Below are 18013 nucleotides of genomic sequence, written 5' to 3' on the forward strand. Positions count from 1 at the left end.
GAAAACCTCACACAATGCCGGTGGCGTAGAAAGTACCGATCACCACGAACACCGCAAGGGTCTTGATGATCGTGATGCCAAAAATGTCCTTGTAGGCTTCGCGGTGGGTCAACCCGGTGACGGCCAGCAGGGTGATCACCGCGCCGTTGTGGGGCAGGGTGTCCATGCCGCCGCTGGCCATGGCCGCGACCCGGTGGAGCACCTCAAGGGGGATATTGGCCGCGTGGGCGGCTGCAATAAAGCTCTCGGACATCGCCGCCAGGGCGATGCTCATGCCGCCGGAAGCGGAGCCGGTGATACCGGCCAGCAAGGTCACGGTGATCGCTTCGTTGACCAGCGGGTTGGGGATGCCCTTGAGCCAGTCCGCCAGTACCAGAAAGCCCGGCAGCGAGGCGATCACGGCGCCAAACCCATATTCCGAGGCGGTGTTCATCGCCGCAAGCAATGCACCGCTTACCGCGCTTTTACTGCCTTCGGCCAGCTTGCTCTTAATTGCCGAGAAGCCGAACACCAGTACTACGATAATCCCCACCAGCAACGCCGCCTGCACCGCCCAGATCGCGGTGAGCTTGGCGATTTCGGTGGTCACCGGCGCGCTCATGCCCGGCAGGCTGAGGCTGTGGGTCTTGCCGTACCACTGCGGGATCCAGTGGGTGAACAACAGGTTCATCACCCCCACCAGGATCAGCGGCGACAGCGCGAGCCACGGGTTGGGCAGGCTCAGGTTGTCGGCGGTTTCCGGCTCATTGCGCAACTCGGTGCCATAACCTTCACCTGCGCGCTGGGCCTTGTTGCGCTGGTGTGCGAGGTAGAGCATGCCGGCGCAAAACACGAAGATCGTGCCGATCAGCCCCAGCCACGGCGCCGCCCAGGCGGTGGTGTTAAAGAAGGTGCTGGGGATGATGTTCTGGATCTGCGGGGTGCCGGGCAGGGCGTCCATGGTGAACGAAAACGCGCCGAGGGCGATGGTCGCCGGGATCAGGCGCTTGGGGATATTGCTCTGGCGGAACATCTCGGCGGCGAACGGGTACACCGCAAACACCACCACGAACAGCGACACGCCGCCATAGGTGAGCAGGGCGCACACCAGCACAATCACCAGCATCGCCTGGCGGGTGCCGAGCAAGCGGATCGCAGCGGCCACAATCGAACGCGAAAAGCCTGACAGCTCAATGAGCTTGCCGAACACCGCACCGAGCAGGAATACCGGGAAATACAGCTTGATAAAACCGACCATCTTTTCCATGAACACCCCGGTAAAGGCAGGGGCGACGGCGGACGGGTCGGTGAGCAGCACCGCGCCAAGGGCGGCGATGGGGGCAAACAGGATAACGCTATAGCCACGGTAGGCGGCCAGCATCAGCAGCGCGAGCGCAGCCAGGGCAATGATCACACTCATGGTGTGTCTCCATCGGATTGTTATTGTTGTGGGGTGAGGCTGTGGGAGGGAGCTATAGCGAGATGTGTGCCAAATTTTTAACTTGTTGATATATATAGCTTTATTTACTTTTGACGACGGTTTTCCAGAAGATAGTCTCAATCGAGAGACGAGTGGAGATCCCTTGTGGGAGCTGGCTTGCCTGCGATAGCGGTGTAACAGTGCCATATTCCCTGGCTGAACCAACGCTATCGCAGGCAAGCCAGCTCCCACACAGGGTTGTCTTGATAGTGGGAATATTGTCTCTTTTATGAGACTAGGTTATTCCAAGCGCCAGCATTTTTTTATACAGCGTCGACCGCCCCAGCCCTAGCCGCTTGGCTGCCTCCACCACATTCCCCTCACACGCCGTGAGCGCGGCGGCGATAATCTGCCGGTCAAACCGTTCCCGTGCCGCACTGAATGTCTCTCCCTCCATCGACACCAGCGCACGGCGTTCAACCGGCGTAAAAGTGCCAATGGCCGTGCGTATCTCCTCGGCATTCAACACCACGTCATCACTCAACAGCGCCGCCCGCTCCAGCACATTGCGCAGCTCGCGGATATTGCCCGGCCAGGCATGTTGGGCCAACAGCGCCAGCGCATCGCGGTCCAGTTCGTGCTGGCTGCGCAACTCCTCAAGGATCGCCTCGCTCAACGCCGGAATATCCTCCAGGCGTTCACGCAACGGCGGCACCTGGATCGGCAGCACGTTCAGTCGGTAATACAAATCCGCACGAAACTCGCCACGTTTGATCGCCGCCTCCAGGTCCATGGACGTTGCGGCAATCACCCGCACATCGCTGTGCAGCATCTCGTTGGAGCCCACCGGTTCGAATTCCTTTTCCTGCAACACCCGCAGCAATTTGCTTTGCAGTGGCAGCGGCATGTCGCCGATCTCATCGAGAAACAACGTGCCGCCCTGGGCGATCTGGAACTTGCCGGGGCGGCCCTTGCGGTCGGCACCGGTAAAGGCGCCGGGTGCGGTGCCGAAGAATTCGGCTTCAAGCAGGTCATGGGGAATCGCCGCGCTGTTGATGCTCACAAAGGCTTTGTGCGCCCGGGGCGATGCGCCGTGGATGGCCTGGGCGAGCAGCTCCTTGCCGGTGCCGGTTTCCCCGAGCAGCAATACCGGCGATTCGGCGCTCGCACTGCGCCGCGCCCGGCGCTTGACCTCAAGGCTGGCGGCGCTGGTGCCGATAAAGTGCGCGAAGTTGTATTTGCTTTGCCGCGAGCGCAGCAGTGAGCGCGTGGAGGCCAGCTCCTGCTGCATGCTCAGGTAGCGCTCGATCAACGGCGACAGTTTGCGCAGTTCATCGAACAGTGCAAACCCAATCGCGCCGATCACCGCCCCGGCCTCGTCGTGGATCGGCAGGCGCATCACCACCAGCGGGCCCTTGGGAGTGTCCTGGATATCCAGCAGGATCGGCCGGTCATTGCGCACCACCTGGCGCAGCAGACTGTTGGAAATCACCTGCTCGCAAGGCTGGCCGATGGCTTGGTCGGCGCTCTTGAGGCCAAAACGCTTGGCGTAACGCTCGTTCATCCACACGATATTTGCATCGCGGTCGACGATGACCGTGCCTTCGCTAGACTGCTCGATGATCTCGAACAGCGACTGGATGGCCAGGCCGCGAACCTGTTGGTAGTCCTTGAGGCTAGTGCTCATGGAGGCAGAATCCTGTTAATCATCACAAGGGGATGTGCGCTGCTGCCAGCAGTTCTTTGGTGTACGGGTGTTGGGGCGACTCGAACACATCATGGCTGGCGCCACGCTCCACCACCTTGCCATCCTTGACCACGATCATGTCATGAGCCATGGCGCGCACCACCGCCAGGTCATGGCTGATAAACAGGTAGGTCAGGCCGTATTTGTCCTGCAGTTCGCGCAGTAGCGCCACTACTTGTTTTTGCACCGTGCGGTCCAGCGCCGAGGTGGGTTCGTCGAGCAGCATCAGCGCTGGCTTGAGCACCAGGGCGCGGGCAATGGCGATGCGTTGGCGCTGGCCACCGGAAAACTCATGGGGGTAGCGATGCCGGCTGGCAGGGTCGAGGCCCACGTCCTTGAGCACCTGGATGACTTGCGCTTCGCGGTCGGCCAGGCTGCACGGTGCGTGTACTTCCAGGCCCTCGCTGATGATCTGCTGCACCGACATGCGCGGGCTGAGGCTGCCATAGGGGTCCTGGAACACCACCTGCATCTGCTTGCGCCACGGGCGCATCTGCTGATGGTTGAGCGGGTCCAGGGCCTCACCCTGGAAGCGGATGCTGCCGCTGGAGTCGAGCAAGCGCAGGATCGCCTGGCCCAGGGTGGACTTGCCGGAACCGGACTCACCGACAATCCCCAGGGTTTTGCCGCGCTGCACGCTGAGGCTGATACCGTCCACCGCGCGCAGGTAGGTCTTGGCCCGGAACAGCCCGCCGCCAAGGGGGAATTGCACGCTCAGGTCATCCACTTCCAGTACCGTCTCACGCGGCTCGCTGCACAGCACATCGCCCGAGGGCTCGGCGTCCAGCAGCAGGCGGCTGTAGGGATGCTGCGGTGCGGTGAACAGGGCCTGGCAGTCGGCCTGCTCGACGATTTCCCCGGCGCGCATCACGCAGACCCGCTGGGCGATACTGCGCACCAGGTTCAGATCGTGGCTGATCAACAGCAGCGACATGCCCAAACGTTGCTGCAAAGATTTGAGCAGCAACAGGATCTTGCGCTGCACCGTCACGTCGAGCGCCGTGGTGGGCTCGTCGGCAATCAGCAGTTCGGGCTCGCAGGCCAGGGCCATGGCGATCATCACCCGCTGGCGCTGGCCGCCGGACAGTTGATGGGGATAGGCCTTGAGCCGTTCCTGGGGTTTCTGGATGCCCACCAGTTCCAGCAGTTCGAGGATGCGCGCCTGCGCCGCCTTGCCGCCCAGGCCCTTGTGCAGCAGCAGGGTTTCGCCGATCTGCTTTTCGATGCTGTGCAGCGGGTTCAGGGAGGTCATCGGCTCCTGGAAGATCATGGCAATGCGGTTGCCGCGCAATTTTTGCAGAGTGCTTGGTGAGGCGCCGATCAGTTCCTGGCCGCGATACTTGATCGAACCCAGGGTTTGGGTGCCGGCTTGCGGCAGCAGTTGCAGGATCGAATGGGCCGTCACTGACTTGCCCGAGCCCGACTCACCCACCAGCGCCAGGCACTCGCCGGGGCGCACGTCCAGGCTCAGGTTGCGCACGACGGTCTGGCCGTTGAAGGCGACGCATAGGTCGCGGATTTCGATCAGGTTCATACGCACTTACTCATGAGCGAGGGTCGAAGGCGTCACGCAACGCCTCGCCGATAAACACCAGCAACGACAGAATCAGTGCCAGGGTGAAAAATGCCGTCAGCCCCAGCCACGGCGCTTGCAGGTTCTGCTTGCCCTGGCCGATCAGCTCACCCAGGGACGCGCTGCCGGCGGGCATGCCGAAGCCAAGGAAGTCCAGGGCGCTCAAGGTGGAGATCGCTCCGGTCAAGATAAACGGCAAATAGCTGAGGGTCGCGGTCATGGCGTTGGGCAGGATGTGCCGACGAATGATCTTGGCATCGCCCAGGCCCAGGGCGCGCGCGGCCTTGACGTACTCCAGGTTGCGCCCGCGCAGGAACTCGGCGCGCACCACGTCCACCAGGGCCAACCAGGAAAACAGCGCCATGATCCCCAGCAACCACCAGAAATTCGGCTCGACAAACCCCGACAGGATAATCAGCAGGTACAGCACCGGCAGGCCAGACCACACCTCGAGGATGCGTTGCCCGAGCAAGTCCACCCAGCCGCCGTAGTACCCCTGCAGCGCGCCGGCGGCAATCCCGATGACGGCGCTGATGGCAGTCAGGGCCAGGGCAAACAGGATTGACACCCGTGCGCCAAAGATCACCCGCGCCAACACATCGCGGGACTGGTCATCGGTGCCCAGCCAGTTCACCGCCGACGGCGGGCTCGGGGCAGGGCGGGTGAGTTCGTAGTTGGGGGTGTCATCGCTGAACGGAATCGGTGGGAACAGCATCCAACCGCCCTCCTGCTTGATCAGCTTTTGCACGTAGTCACTGCGGTAATCCGCCTGGAACGGCAATTGCCCGCCGAACTGCTGCTCGGTGTAGCGCTTGAACACCGGGAAATACAGCTCATTCTTGAAACTGAGCACCAGCGGTTTGTCATTGGCGATCAACTCGCCGCCCAGGGTCAGTATGAACAGGCCGATAAACAGCCACAGCGACCACCAGCCACGCCTGTTTTTCTTGAAGCGCTCGAAACGCCGACGGGCCACGGGAGACAGGTTGAGCATCAGGCGTTCCTCGCGGCGAAGTCGATACGCGGGTCCACCAGGGTGTAGCAGAGGTCGCCGATGAGTTTTATCAGGAGGCCGAACAGGGTGAAGATAAACAGCGAGCCAAACACCACCGGGTAGTCGCGGGACACCGCCGCCTCGTAGCTCATGCGGCCCAGGCCATCGAGGGAGAAGATCACCTCGATCAGCAGCGAACCGGCAAAGAACACACTGATAAACGCCTGGGGGATCCCCGAGATCACCAGTAACATCGCATTGCGGAACACGTGACCGTACAGCACCCGGCGTTCGCTCAAGCCCTTGGCACGGGCGGTAACCACGTACTGGCGGGTGATTTCATTGAGGAACGAGTTCTTGGTGAGGATGGTCAAGGTGGCGAACCCGCCGATCACCAGTGCCGTGACCGGTAGCACCAGGTGCCAGAAATAGTCGGCCACCTTGCCCACGGTACTCAGTTCGGCAAAGTTTTCCGAGACCAGCCCGCGTACCGGGAACCAGTTCAGCGAGGTGCCGCCGGCGAACACCACGATCAGGAACATCGCAAACAGGAACGCCGGCATCGCGTAACCGATGACGATGGCTGTGCTGCTCCACATATCAAAGCTGCTGCCATGGCGCACGGCCTTGCGTATGCCCAGCGGGATCGACACCAAGTAGGTGATCAGCGTGGCCCACAGGCCAAGGGAAATGGTGACGGGCATCTTTTCCAAAATCAGATCGGTCACCGTCGCGCCGCGAAAGAAGCTGTTGCCGAAGTCCAGTTGGGCGTAGTTCTTGAGCATCAACCACAGGCGTTCCGGCGCGGATTTGTCGAAGCCGTATTGTTTTTCGATGTCCTTGATCAGCTTCGGGTCCAGACCACGGCTGGCCCGCGAGCCGCTGATGCCTTCGCCGGATGCGCTCGCCACACCACCGCCACCAATGCCTTGCAAGTGAGCGATGGCTTGCTCCACCGGCCCGCCGGGCGCGGCCTGCACGATCACGAAGTTCACCAACAGGATGATCACCAGCGTCGGGATGATCAGCAGCAGGCGCCGTACGATATAGGCAAGCATCAGTGGGCCTCTCCGCGTTTTTTCAACTCAGCCTGCATTTGTTCGTTCGTCAGCGGGGTGGGGCTGACTTCCCACCAGGTTTCCAGGGCTTCGTCGTTCTTCGCCTCGATGGCCGGGCGTCCGAAACGGTTCCACCATGCGGCGGAGGTGCCCGGTGGGTAATAGTTGGGGATCCACAGGTAATTCCATTGCAGTACGCGGTCCAGAGCGTGGGCATAGGTGAGCATCTTCGCCTGGGTGTCGGCCTTGACCAGGCCATGGATAAGGGTGTCGACGGCCGGGTCCTTGAGCACGATGTAGTTGTTGGCGCCCGAATCGAACGCGGCGGCAGAGCCGAAATAGTTGTACAGCTCCATGCCGGGCGAGGTGGTGACCGGGAAACCCGTGACGATCATGTCGTAGTCGCGGGCCATCAGCCGGTTGACGTACTGCGAAGAGTCAATGCGGCGGATATTCAGGGTGATGCCGATCTGCGCCAGGTTGCGTTTGTAGGGCAGCAACAGGCGCTCAAGGCCGTTCTGGACATTCAGAAAGGTGAATTCCAGCGGCTCGCCCTGGGCATTGACGAGTTTGTCGCCCACAGGTTTCCAGCCGGCGTCTTCCAGTAGGGCCAAGGCTTGCAGCTGTTTATCGCGGATCATGCCACTGCCATCGGTGACCGGGGCCTTGAACACCTGAGTAAACACCTCATCGGGAACCTGCCCGCGCAGAGGTTCGAGGATCGCCAGTTCTTCCGGAGTGGGTAACTGGCTGGCGGCCAATGGGCTATTGGAGAAATAGCTCTGCTGGCGGATGTACAGGTTGCGCATCATCTGGCGGTTGGCCCATTCGAAATCCCACAGCATCGCCAGGGCCTGGCGCACGCGCCGGTCCTTGAACATCGGTTTTTGCACATTGAACACATAGCCCTGGGCCGGCTGCGGCATCTCCTTGGCCAGGTGCGCGCGCTGCAGGCGGCCATCGTCCAGGGCCGGGCCGTTGTAGCCGATGGAGTAACCAGTGGCAGAGAATTCTCGGTTGAAGTCGTAGGCACCGCCGCGCAGCACCTGGCGCGCCACTTCGGTGTCGCCGAAGTATTCCAGGCTCAGGTGATCGAAGTTGTACAGGCCACGGCTGACCGGCAAGTCCTTGCCCCACCAGTCGGGGTCGCGTGTGAAGGTGATGGGGCTGCCGGAATCGATCTTGCTGACCTTGTAGGGGCCGCTGCCCAGCGGGGCTTCGTAACCGCCGCCGTTGGCAAAGTCGCGGGTCTTCCACCAGTGCTCGGGGAACACCGGCAAGGTGGCGATATCCAGGGGCAGGGTGCGGTTTTCGTTGCTGGAAAAGTCAAAGCGCACCTGTCGTTCGCCTTCGATTTCGACGTGTTTGACGTCTGCAAATAACGTGCGATAGCGCAGGCTGCCTTGGGTCATCAACACGTCAAAGCTGTAGCGCACGTCTTGCGCGGTAATGGGCGTGCCATCGGCAAAGCGCGCCTTGGGGTTCAGGTAGAAGCGCAGCGACAGGCCGTCGTCGGCCCGTTCCATCTTTTGCGCCACCAGGCCATAGACGGTGTAAGGCTCATCCAGCGAGCGCAACGCCAAGGGTGCATACACCCAGCCGTCGACCTGGGACACGCCGATCCCTTTGTCGATATAGGGCAGCACATGGTCAAACCGCCCCACCTCCAGCGCTGAGCGCCGCAGGCTGCCGCCCTTGGGGGCGTTGGGGTTGGCATAGTCGAAATGGCTGAAACCTTCGGCGTACTTGGCGGGCTCGCCGTACACCGTCAGGTAGGTTTGCGGGGCTGCGATCACCGCAGTGCTGGCCATTAGAAAGGCCAGGGTGGAGCAGAGCAGAGATGAAAAAGCCAATCGCATTATCAGCCTTGAGCGCCGGGTAAAGAATAATAAGGATTTGTACGCTAACGGCCTGGGCATCGCCAGTCATCAGATGCACAACGGCCCACCAAAGGGCGGGCCGTTGTTTATAGCATCAGCGCAGATTGAATCAATCCTGGCGGCTGGTGACTTCCAGCAGGTGGTAGCCGAACTGAGTCTTCACCGGGCCTTGCACGGTGTTGACCGGGGCACTGAAGACCACGGTGTCGAATTCCTTGACCATCTGGCCTGGGCCGAACGAACCGAGGTCACCGCCCTGACGGCTGGATGGGCAGCTGGAGTTGGCTTTAGCGACTTCTGCGAAATCAGCGCCGCCTTCGATTTGGGCTTTGAGGTCGTTGCATTTGTCTTCAGTGGCAACGAGGATGTGACGGGCGGTGGCTTTGGCCATGGTGAGTAACTCCTAAAGTAAAAACGGTGAGCGTACCGGATTCAGGCGGTTATTTCTCGGCAAAGTTCCACTGGGTTTTAAGTCGCCACTGTTTAGGCCATAAGGATTCAAGGCAGCACAAGGTAGTCGTTGCGCTGCACGATCGGTCGGTGCGCCGCTTGCACCAGGTGGATATAGCGGCCGTCCACCAGGTCGATGGGCAGGCAGTCGTCGATATCCAGCACCGCGTCGGTGTGGGCCTGGGACCAGTGGGCCAGCATCTGTTGCTTGCCTTTGCGCATGGCCTCCTGTTTGTGATGGGCGACCACCAGCAGGTAGTGATGGGCTTCGCCGAAGCTATTGGCCTCGTAGCCGCCGAGGTTGATGAAGTACAGGCGCGGCGCGTCGGCGTGGGGGGCCAGGTGGCTCAGTTCAACCTTCCAGCCGTCGACGCCATCGACGGCCATCCATGAATCGATGTGTACGCCTTTGGGGCTGCCAAACCAGGCGTCGCGTAATTGCGGGTAGGTGGCTTGCAGGGTGTCGGCCACTGCGAATACCACATCGTGTACTTCGATCCTGGCCCGCGGGTGTTTGCCCCCGAGCATGACGACAAACAGCATTACCGGTGTTTCCTGGGGAGTGGTGAGAGGGCAACCATACTGCGATTGAGCTGGTTTGTCCGGTTGGGATGGGGCCTTTGTGTCGCGACGCTGAACCTGTGGGAGCTGGCTTGCCTGCGATGACGACCTGTCAGCCGACGCCTATCGACCTGACACCCCGCGATCCAATTGTGTGAGCTGGCTTGCCTGCGATAGCGGCCTGCCAGCCGCCATCTATCTACCTGGCACCCCACGATCAACCTGTGGGGGCGGGCTTGCTCGCGAAGGCGGCCTGGCAGGCGACATAGTTGGATTGGGTGCATATCCATTGCTGCGGTAACGGCTACTTAGGGTTCCGCCCTGACGGCGGCTCACTTTTGAAAAAAGCGCAAAAGTAAGCAAAACGCTCTTGCCCCACCACTCGGCACCTCGCTTAGGCTCGGTGTGCCCGAACGCAGGCTTGAATCCGTGGGCCGCCGCCACGCGCCATCCATGGCGCGGGGCGGCTAACCCGGCGTCCTGCCGGGTTACCCACGAATTCAAGCCTGCGTTCGGCCAGCGTGGTTTAACGGGGCGCCTGAGATCAAGATCACAAGCAGATCAAGAGCAAGAGCAAGAGCGGCTCGCTTCGCATCGTGGTTACCGTCTTTACTGCTCGCGTTAACCCGTCACTGGGCTCCGCCAGTCATCCGAGCCGGACGTACCGGCGACTTCGTGAGTCCAGATGATCTTGCGATAGGTGAAGTGCACATCCTCCAGATGGGTGAAGTGGGCGTTGTCTGGGGCCTGGCAGTTGGGCATGCGCGATTGGATGTCGACGATGGTGGCGCCTTCCAATTCAATCGTGAAGTAATGCTCCTGGGTTCCGGCCGAGGAGGTGCGTAGCCATTCGAGGCGGCAGGACACTTCTTCGCCGGTGGTCAGGGCGCTGAACAGCAAGGGTGAGGATTTATCGAAAACCTTGCTGATCATCAGCGGTTTATGCACGCGCTGACCGGTCGGCTGGCCCGACTGCGGGTCGCGGGGAATGATTACCTGATGAGCAAACGCCTGCACCAGAATCTGGTCCTCATGGCCTTCCTGATAAATGTTGCCTACCGAGTCCTGGGTAAATGTGCCTGCCGTAATCAAACCTTGTTTGACACCGGTGATGGAGAGGTACGCGGGTGTGGGCATGACGGGTTTCCTTGCCTGTTTGAGTAGGTATTGCCGGGCAGCGAGAGCGCTGACCGGGCAGGTTCCTATAACAAGAAGCGTGCCTGAAAGTGTGAGGCTCAATGAAATAAGGGCGAAAAATACTCAGCATCCTTTATTGAGCATTTGCTGTAGTGCTGTGGGTGGTTTTTAGTGTCATTAGTTGCACAGATATGCGCATTTAGTTGCTCATGTCATATGTTTGGCAAATGCATGGTTTTAGGCTGTGGATGATGGGTGTCGCTTGGGTTGGCTGCGCAAATAGCTGCGCAGGCCGTTATTTTCAAGTGGTGTAGGATGTTTCTTAAGTTTCGTTCTGTTGCTTGCTGATTGTTTTTTTCGTGACTAAGGTTCGCTCACTTCAATGTGTTTTGAGCGGAAGTTCAAGGGCGGTTTAACAATGATGTTAATTTTGCCTACTTTGCCTTGGATGGTTGTGTGCAGCCCAAAATCGTTTATTCAGAACAGCAATATGCCTATTACTTAGAACTTGCACGGACAGCGTGCTCGCCAAGCAGTTTTGTTGGCAGTGATATGCGCTATTCAAGTGAGTTTGAAGTGCTGGAAACCGAGCTGGGCAAGGCGCACTCCATTCATGGTGCGGGCCTGCCGGATTGGCAGAAGATCAGCGAAATCAGCGAGTGCATTCTGCGTGAGCATTCCAAGGATCTGCGCGTCCTCGTTTGGTTGATTTGGGCCCTGTACCAGCGTGATTCATTTGCTGGGTTGCTGGCGGGGCTCGGTGTGTTGCGTGAACTCTGCGAGCATCATTGGGCGCAGGTCTATCCCGTTAAGCTGCGTACCCGCATTGCGGCGTTTGGCTGGTTGGTGTCGCGCCTTGAACAAGCGTGTGCGCACAACGTCCCGCTGGAGGATCAACGACCTTTATGCCAAGCGCTGCTGGAACACCTGGAATGTCTTGATCGGCTATGGGGCGAACAGCTTGGTAGCGAGGCGCCGTTGCTATTGCCGGTTCGCCGGCAGCTGTCGGCGCGTTTGGCCCAGGCTACAGCCGAACCTGGCGGCGTCGCGGGCGTCATTGCCCAGGTCAAGCCAGCGCCAACTCCGCGGCTAGAGCCCGAGCAACCGCTCAATAACGAAAAAGATGCGCACAAACGGCTGCGCGCATTGCAGGAGCAGGCTCGGCCTTTGTGTGCCTGGTGGTTGCGTGAGGATGCCACCGACCCGCGTGCCTTGCGCCTGGGCCGAACCCTGGCCTGGCTGATGCTCGTCAATTATCCCGACGCCAATAGTGAGCGGGTGACGGCGCTGCGCCCATTGGCTGGCGACAAGCGCAAGCGCTATCAAGACCGCTTCAGCCAAGGCCATTACGCCGATCTGTTGCTTGAACTTGAGGTCAGCCTGGCCGGTGCGATGTTCTGGTTCGACGGGTTGCGCATGGTCTGGGAGTGCCTGGAGGCCTTGCACGCAGAGCTGGCCATGACCGAACTGGAAATGCAATTCGCTCTGCTGCTGCATCGCCTGCCGAACCTGCCTGAGTATAGGTTCGAGGACGGCACGCCCTTTGCCGACCCCGCGACAGGTGAGTGGATCGCGCTTCATGTGATGCGTCACGTACACAAGCCCGAGCCCTCCAGGGTTGTCGTCGACAGCCTCGCCCAGCCTTGGGAAGCGGCGTTGCAAGCGGTGATGCCCTGCCTGCGCAAGGACGGCCTCAAGGCTGCGGTGGGTGTGTTCAAGCAAGGGCTGCGGGCGGCGTGCGGTGATCGAGCGCGCTTTCATTGGCACCTGGCGCTGGCCAGGTTGTGTGTGGCGGCCGGCAAGCATGACCTGGCCAGGATCCAGTTGGAACAACTCGACCTGCAGTTACAGCGCACGGGCCTGGAAAATTGGGAGCCGGAGTTGGCCGTGCAAGTCGGCCAGCTCCTGTATCGCTGCTACGACCTGGTGCCACAAAGCCAAACCGTACAAGACGCAAAAGACACCCTGCATCGCCGGTTGTGCCATTTCGACCTGGAAGCAGTACTTGAATAGTGCCTCATCAAAAAGGAAAAGCACCATGGCCAAAGACGGTTCGGTAGCCCCAAAGGAACGTATCAACATTACCTTCAAACCCGCCGTCGGTAGCGCTCAGGAAGACGTCGAACTGCCGTTGAAGCTGCTGGTGCTGGGAGATTTTTCCCTGCGCACGGACCCGCGCAAACTTGAGGATCGCAAGCCCATCGGCATCGACAAGCACACCTTTGACGAGGTGTTGGCAAAGCAAGCATTGAGCCTGACGCTGAGCGTGCCCAACCGCCTCCAGGAGGCAGCCGACGTGGAAGAGTTGCCGGTCCAGGTGCGGATCAACACGATGAAGGACTTCAACCCCGCGAACCTGGTGGAGCAGATCCCGCAATTGCAAAAGCTGATGGCTTTGCGTGAGGCGTTGGTGGCGCTCAAGGGCCCGCTGGGTAATACGCCCAGCTTTCGCAACGCTATCGAGCGGACGCTGGCCAATGGCGACTCGCGCGCACGAGTGCTCGCCGAATTGGGGCTGGATAGGCCCCAAGCCTGACATTTTCAGTAAAAGGACACTGACACCATGACCACCATTCAACACGGCACGCAACCCATACAGGTTATCGAAGGCGGTAGCATCCTCGATAACATCATTTCCCAGACATTGCTCAGCGCCGACGACGAGGCTTATGGCATCGCCAAGCGCGGGGTGTCGGCGTTTATCGCAGAGCTGGTCAAGCCACATAATTGTGACGAACCGGTAAAAAAACGCCTGGTCGACCGGATGATCGCCGAGATCGATACCAAGCTCAGCGAGCAAATGGATGAGATTCTTCACCACCCGGAGTTCCAGGCACTGGAGGCTTCGTGGCGAGGCTTGCAGTTGCTGGTTGATCGCACCGATTTTCGCGAGAACATCAAGATCGAGCTGTTGAATGTCTCGCGCCAGGACCTGCTGGATGATTTTGAAGACTCCTCGGAAATTACCCAGTCCGGGTTGTACAAACACGTCTATAGCGCCGAATACGGCCAGTTTGGCGGCCAGCCGGTGGGCGCGATCATTGCCAACTACTTTCTTTCGCCCAGTGCACCCGATGTGAAACTGATGCAATACGCATCCAGCGTCGCCGGCATGGCCCACGCACCCTTTATCGCTGCGGCGGGGCCGAGTTTCTTCGGCTTGGAAAGCTTCACCGGGTTGCCCGACCTGAAGGATCTGCGGGACCATTTCGAAGGCCCGCAGTTTGCCAAATGGCAAAGTTTCCGGCAGAGCGAAGACGCCCGATATATTGGCCTTACCGTACCGCGCTTTCTGCTGCGCACCCCGTATGACCCCCTTGAGTGCCCGGTCAAGACCTTCGCCTACCAGGAGAATGTGGTTAACAGCCACGAGCATTACTTGTGGGGCAATACCGCCTACGCCTTCGCCACTCGCCTGACCGATAGCTTTGCGCGCTTTCGCTGGTGCCCCAACATCATTGGCCCGCAAAGCGGCGGGGCGGTCGAAGACCTTCCGCTGCATCACTTCCAGAGCATGGGCGAGATCGAAACCAAGATTCCTACGGAGGTGCTGATTTCGGACCGGCGTGAGTACGAGCTGGCACAAGAAGGTTTCATCGCCTTGACCATGCGCAAGGGCAGCGACAACGCAGCGTTTTTTTCCGCCAGCTCCGTGCAGAAGCCCAAATCCTTTGGCATCAGTGAGGAGGGCCGGGCGGCAGAGCTCAATTACCGCTTGGGCACTCAATTGCCCTACATGATGGTGGTCAACCGCCTGGCTCATTACCTCAAGGTGCTGCAACGGGAGCAGTTGGGCGCATGGAAAGAGCGCACGGACCTGGAGTTGGAACTCAACAAATGGGTTCGCCAATACGTCGCGGACCAGGAAAACCCCAGCGCCGAGGTGCGTGGGCGTCGCCCCTTGCGTGCCGCGCGCATTGTGGTCAGCGATGTCGAGGGAGAGCCTGGCTGGTATCGGGTCAACGTCACGGTACGCCCGCATTTCAAATACATGGGGGCAGACTTCACGTTGTCCCTGGTCGGCAAGCTCGATAAAGAATGAGCAGAGGCCAGGGCATGCTTGAGCACAACAGCCTTTTCGAACGCCTTGAGCGTGGTGCGTCTAACCCGGGCGCCGCCGTGGCGTCCATCGCCGCACATTTGGGGAAAATGCTCAGCACTCGTGCGGGCAGTGTCCGGACGCTGCCTGATTATGGCTTGCCTGACCTCAATGACATGCGGCTCAGCTTGCATGAATCCTTGAGTCAGTCGCGCCTGCATATCGAACGGTTTATCCAGGCCTATGAGCCGCGGCTGACGAATGTACGTGTCAGGCTGCTGCCGGTTGTGCGTGACTCCTTGTCCCTGGCATTCGCCATTGAGGCTGAGCGGATGATTGAGGGTGCCCTGCATCCTGTGGTGTTCCACGCGCGCCTTATCGATACCGGGCGGGTTGAGGTCTGTGCCGATGACGCTTAACCGTTATTTTCAAAGTGAACTCAGCGCGCTGCGCCAACTGGGGCGGCGTTTTTCCGAACGTAATCCCGCCCTGGCGCCGTTTCTTGGCGAAGCCGGCCAGGACCCGGATGTCGAGCGCTTGCTGGAGGGCTTCGCATTCCTGACCGGGCGCCTGCGCCAGAAGCTGGATGACGAACTGCCGGAGTTGACGCACTCATTGATGCACCTGCTCTGGCCCCATTACATGCGGCCGATACCGGCCTTCAGCATCCTGCAATTCGACCCGTTGAAACGTGCCGGCCCCAGCGTTCGGGTGGCTCGGGACACTGCTGTGCAAAGCGCCCCCATCCAAGGAGAGCGTTGCCGGTTCCGCACCTGCTATGCCACCGACGTCATGCCGTTGCAGCTCAACGGCCTGGAATACAGATGCCAGGGCGAAGGGGCCTGGTTGGACTTGCGCCTGCGCATGAGTGTCGACGGCAGCTTCAGTGAGTTGATATTCGATTCGCTGCGACTGCACCTGGCCGGTGACCATTACATCAGTCAGGGACTGTATCTGAGCCTATTGCGGCACCTGGAGGGCATCAGCCTGCAGCTCGTGGATCACGATGGTCTGCCGATCAACGCCGGCGATGGTCAACCCGTGACGCTGCGGCTCAATGCCAACCACGTCCGGCCGGTGGGGTTTGCCCCGGAGCAGGCGTTGATTCCTTATCCGCAGAACACCCTGGAGGGTTATCGGCACCTGCAGGAGTACTTCGCGTTTCCCGAGAAGTACCTGTTTGTCGATGTCGAAGGCCTGGACGTGTTGCACACGTTGTCTCACGAGTTGCTCCGGCAGGCGCACGGCCTGGTGATGCGTTTCGAACTTCGCACCCAGGGCCGTGAGCCCCTGCGTCCTACCCTGGATAACGTGAAGCTGTATTGCACGCCCATCGTCAACCTGTTTACCCAGGATGCCGTTCCCATTCGCCTGGACGGTAAACAGGACGAGTACCTCCTGGTGCCTGGGGAATACACGCCGGGCAATGCCAGCGTGTTTTCCGTGGATAAGGTCACCGGCTGGCGCCCCGGTGGTTTGGGCTATCAAACCTACGTGCCGTTCGAGTCGTTTGAACATGATTGCAACACTGAGCCTTTGGCGGCACCGCCCAGCTACAGCATTCGCCAACGTTCGTCGGTCCAACATGCCGGGCTCGACACCTGGATGGGGTTCGGCAATCGCCGCGAACAGGGCCAGGAAACCCTGTCGGTTGAACTGACCTGCACCAATTGCAATCTGCCACGGCAATTACGTGCAGGCGACATCAACCAGCCCGGCGAACAGACACCGGAGTCGTTGACGTTCCGCAATATCACCGCGCCAACGGCGAGCTACGCGCCGCCCCTGGACCAGAATTTTCTGTGGAAGCTCATCAGCAACATGTCGCTCAACTATTTGTCGTTGACCGATATCAACGCCTTGAGAGTGATTCTCGAAACCTACGACCTGCCGCGTTATTACGATCGCCAGGCGCTGAAGGTCAGCCAGAAAAGACTGGGGGCGTTGCGCGCTATCTGTCATGAGGCGATTGATCGCCTGCATCGTGGGTTGCCCGTGCGAGGTGTGCGGGTCGATCTGACCGTCGATTCCCAGGGCTTTGTCGGTCAGGGCGACTTGTTTGTATTCGCTTCGGTCCTCAATCAGTTCTTTGCGCTTTATGCCAGCCTCAATTCCCATCACGAGTTGCGTGTCATCAGCACACAAGGAGACGTGTATCTATGGCCATCCCGGATCGGGCAGCAACCCCTGCTCTGAATCAACTTTGCCGGGGTATCCGTGAATACACGCTGTTCCAGGCGGTTTTGCAGGTCACCGAGCGATTGCGTGAGGCTCATCCGCTGCTGGATGAGGACGCGCTGTACGACCAGTTGGAGTTCCAGGCCAACCCTGGCTTGGGGTTTGCCGCGCACGATATTGACCGAGTGGAGTTCTTTATGGAACACGGGCATTTGCGCGCACGCCTGCGTCTCAATGTGCTGGGGTTATTTGGCGCCGGGTCCCCACTGCCTGCGTTTTATGGTGAGCAGGCATTTGCCGAACAGCCGGGTGGCAACCCGACTCGAGACTTCCTCGATCTGTTCCATCATCGCCTGCACCGGCTGATGCTCCCGATCTGGCGCAAATACCGCTATCGGGCGTGTTTCCGGGCAGGCGCCAATGACGGTTTTTCCGAGCAGATGTTTGCCCTGACGGGGCTCGGTGGTGCCGCGATCCGTGGCGCTTGCCAGCTCGATTGCAAGCGCTTGCTGCCCTACCTGGGCCTGCTGAGTGTGCGTGTGCACTCGGCGGCGTTGATCGAGTCGGTCCTGCGTTACTACTTCAAGCACGACGCGTTGTTTATCGAGCAGTGGGTTGAACGCCAGGTCGAGGTCAGCCAGGTACAGCGCAATGACCTGGGACGGGCCAACAGTGTGCTTGGCGAGGACCTGGTGCTGGGGCGCCGCGTCGCTGACCGCAGTGGCAAGTTCACGGTGCATGTCCGCGCGTTGGGGTGGCAGCGTTTTCACGACTTCCTGCCCACGGGAAAGGCCTGTCAGCCGCTGCGCTCGCTGGTGCGCCTGACCCTGCGCGATCCATTGGAATACGACCTGCGTCTGGTAATGGCACAGGGTCAGATCAGAGCCCTGCACATTGGCGAAAACACGATTTGCCGCTTGGGCTGGACCACCTGGTTGGGGCGCGAGCGGGCCGATGGCGTCGTCACGCTAACCGGCAATTTTCATTAGGGATGAAT

At 60.1% G+C, this 18013-nt stretch carries 15 protein-coding genes; 6 read left to right on the forward strand and 9 right to left on the reverse strand.

The window, feature by feature from the left end; all coding sequences use genetic code 11:
* Window positions 1-7: 7 nt before the first annotated feature.
* From TX24_RS12240 to TX24_RS12280, 9 genes are all read right to left on the reverse strand, one after another.
* Complete coding sequence (locus TX24_RS12240) at window positions 8-1399, reverse strand: GntP family permease (protein ID WP_057710425.1); 1392 nt, start codon at window positions 1397-1399, stop codon at window positions 8-10.
* A gap of 295 nt (window positions 1400-1694) precedes the next feature.
* Complete coding sequence (locus TX24_RS12245) at window positions 1695-3086, reverse strand: sigma-54 interaction domain-containing protein (RefSeq protein ID WP_057710426.1); 1392 nt, start codon at window positions 3084-3086, stop codon at window positions 1695-1697.
* 22 nt (window positions 3087-3108) lie between these two features.
* Window positions 3109-4680, reverse strand: a complete 1572-nt coding sequence (locus tag TX24_RS12250) for an ABC transporter ATP-binding protein (RefSeq protein ID WP_034135838.1) — start codon at window positions 4678-4680, stop codon at window positions 3109-3111.
* 10 nt (window positions 4681-4690) lie between these two features.
* Window positions 4691-5713, reverse strand: a complete 1023-nt coding sequence (locus TX24_RS12255; RefSeq protein ID WP_003191804.1) for an ABC transporter permease — start codon at window positions 5711-5713, stop codon at window positions 4691-4693.
* Complete coding sequence (locus TX24_RS12260) at window positions 5713-6771, reverse strand: microcin C ABC transporter permease YejB (protein ID WP_057710427.1); 1059 nt, start codon at window positions 6769-6771, stop codon at window positions 5713-5715. The genes TX24_RS12255 and TX24_RS12260 overlap by 1 nt, the downstream gene beginning before the upstream one ends.
* Window positions 6771-8630, reverse strand: a complete 1860-nt coding sequence (locus TX24_RS12265) for an extracellular solute-binding protein (RefSeq protein ID WP_057710428.1) — start codon at window positions 8628-8630, stop codon at window positions 6771-6773. The genes TX24_RS12260 and TX24_RS12265 overlap by 1 nt, the downstream gene beginning before the upstream one ends.
* Window positions 8631-8760: 130 nt before the next feature.
* Complete coding sequence (locus tag TX24_RS12270) at window positions 8761-9042, reverse strand: peptidylprolyl isomerase (protein ID WP_057710429.1); 282 nt, start codon at window positions 9040-9042, stop codon at window positions 8761-8763.
* A gap of 107 nt (window positions 9043-9149) precedes the next feature.
* The gene (locus TX24_RS12275; RefSeq protein ID WP_003191799.1) at window positions 9150-9644 is read right to left on the reverse strand and encodes a DUF1543 domain-containing protein; all 495 of its coding nucleotides are present in this window, start codon (window positions 9642-9644) and stop codon (window positions 9150-9152) included.
* Window positions 9645-10283: 639 nt separating this feature from the next.
* Window positions 10284-10799 (reverse strand): Hcp family type VI secretion system effector, encoded by a 516-nt coding sequence (locus tag TX24_RS12280; protein ID WP_003191797.1) that lies wholly within the window; start codon window positions 10797-10799, stop codon window positions 10284-10286.
* A gap of 468 nt (window positions 10800-11267) precedes the next feature.
* Between TX24_RS12280 and tssA the strand changes: the two genes are divergently transcribed.
* The 6 genes from tssA to tssG are packed head-to-tail and all read left to right on the forward strand — an operon-like array spanning window position 11268 to window position 18005.
* The gene (gene tssA / locus TX24_RS12285) at window positions 11268-12812 is read left to right on the forward strand and encodes a type VI secretion system protein TssA (RefSeq protein WP_167348422.1); all 1545 of its coding nucleotides are present in this window, start codon (window positions 11268-11270) and stop codon (window positions 12810-12812) included.
* Window positions 12813-12837: 25 nt separating this feature from the next.
* Window positions 12838-13335 (forward strand): type VI secretion system contractile sheath small subunit, encoded by a 498-nt coding sequence (gene tssB / locus TX24_RS12290; RefSeq protein ID WP_003191794.1) that lies wholly within the window; start codon window positions 12838-12840, stop codon window positions 13333-13335.
* 27 nt (window positions 13336-13362) lie between these two features.
* Window positions 13363-14841 carry a type VI secretion system contractile sheath large subunit gene (gene tssC, locus TX24_RS12295; RefSeq protein WP_003191792.1) on the forward strand — a complete coding sequence of 493 codons (1479 nt, stop codon included), beginning with the start codon at window positions 13363-13365 and terminating at the stop codon, window positions 14839-14841.
* Between the two features lie 14 nt (window positions 14842-14855).
* Window positions 14856-15257 carry a type VI secretion system baseplate subunit TssE gene (tssE, locus tag TX24_RS12300; RefSeq protein ID WP_003191790.1) on the forward strand — a complete coding sequence of 134 codons (402 nt, stop codon included), beginning with the start codon at window positions 14856-14858 and terminating at the stop codon, window positions 15255-15257.
* Window positions 15247-17034 carry a type VI secretion system baseplate subunit TssF gene (tssF, locus tag TX24_RS12305; protein WP_003191789.1) on the forward strand — a complete coding sequence of 596 codons (1788 nt, stop codon included), beginning with the start codon at window positions 15247-15249 and terminating at the stop codon, window positions 17032-17034. Before tssE ends, tssF begins: the two co-directional genes overlap by 11 nt.
* The gene (gene tssG, locus TX24_RS12310; RefSeq protein ID WP_057710431.1) at window positions 16998-18005 is read left to right on the forward strand and encodes a type VI secretion system baseplate subunit TssG; all 1008 of its coding nucleotides are present in this window, start codon (window positions 16998-17000) and stop codon (window positions 18003-18005) included. The genes tssF and tssG overlap by 37 nt, the downstream gene beginning before the upstream one ends.
* The last annotated feature ends 8 nt before the right edge of the window (window positions 18006-18013 follow it).

Source organism: Pseudomonas lactis (assembly GCF_001439845.1).
Taxonomy (GTDB): Bacteria; Pseudomonadota; Gammaproteobacteria; order Pseudomonadales; family Pseudomonadaceae; genus Aquipseudomonas; species Aquipseudomonas lactis.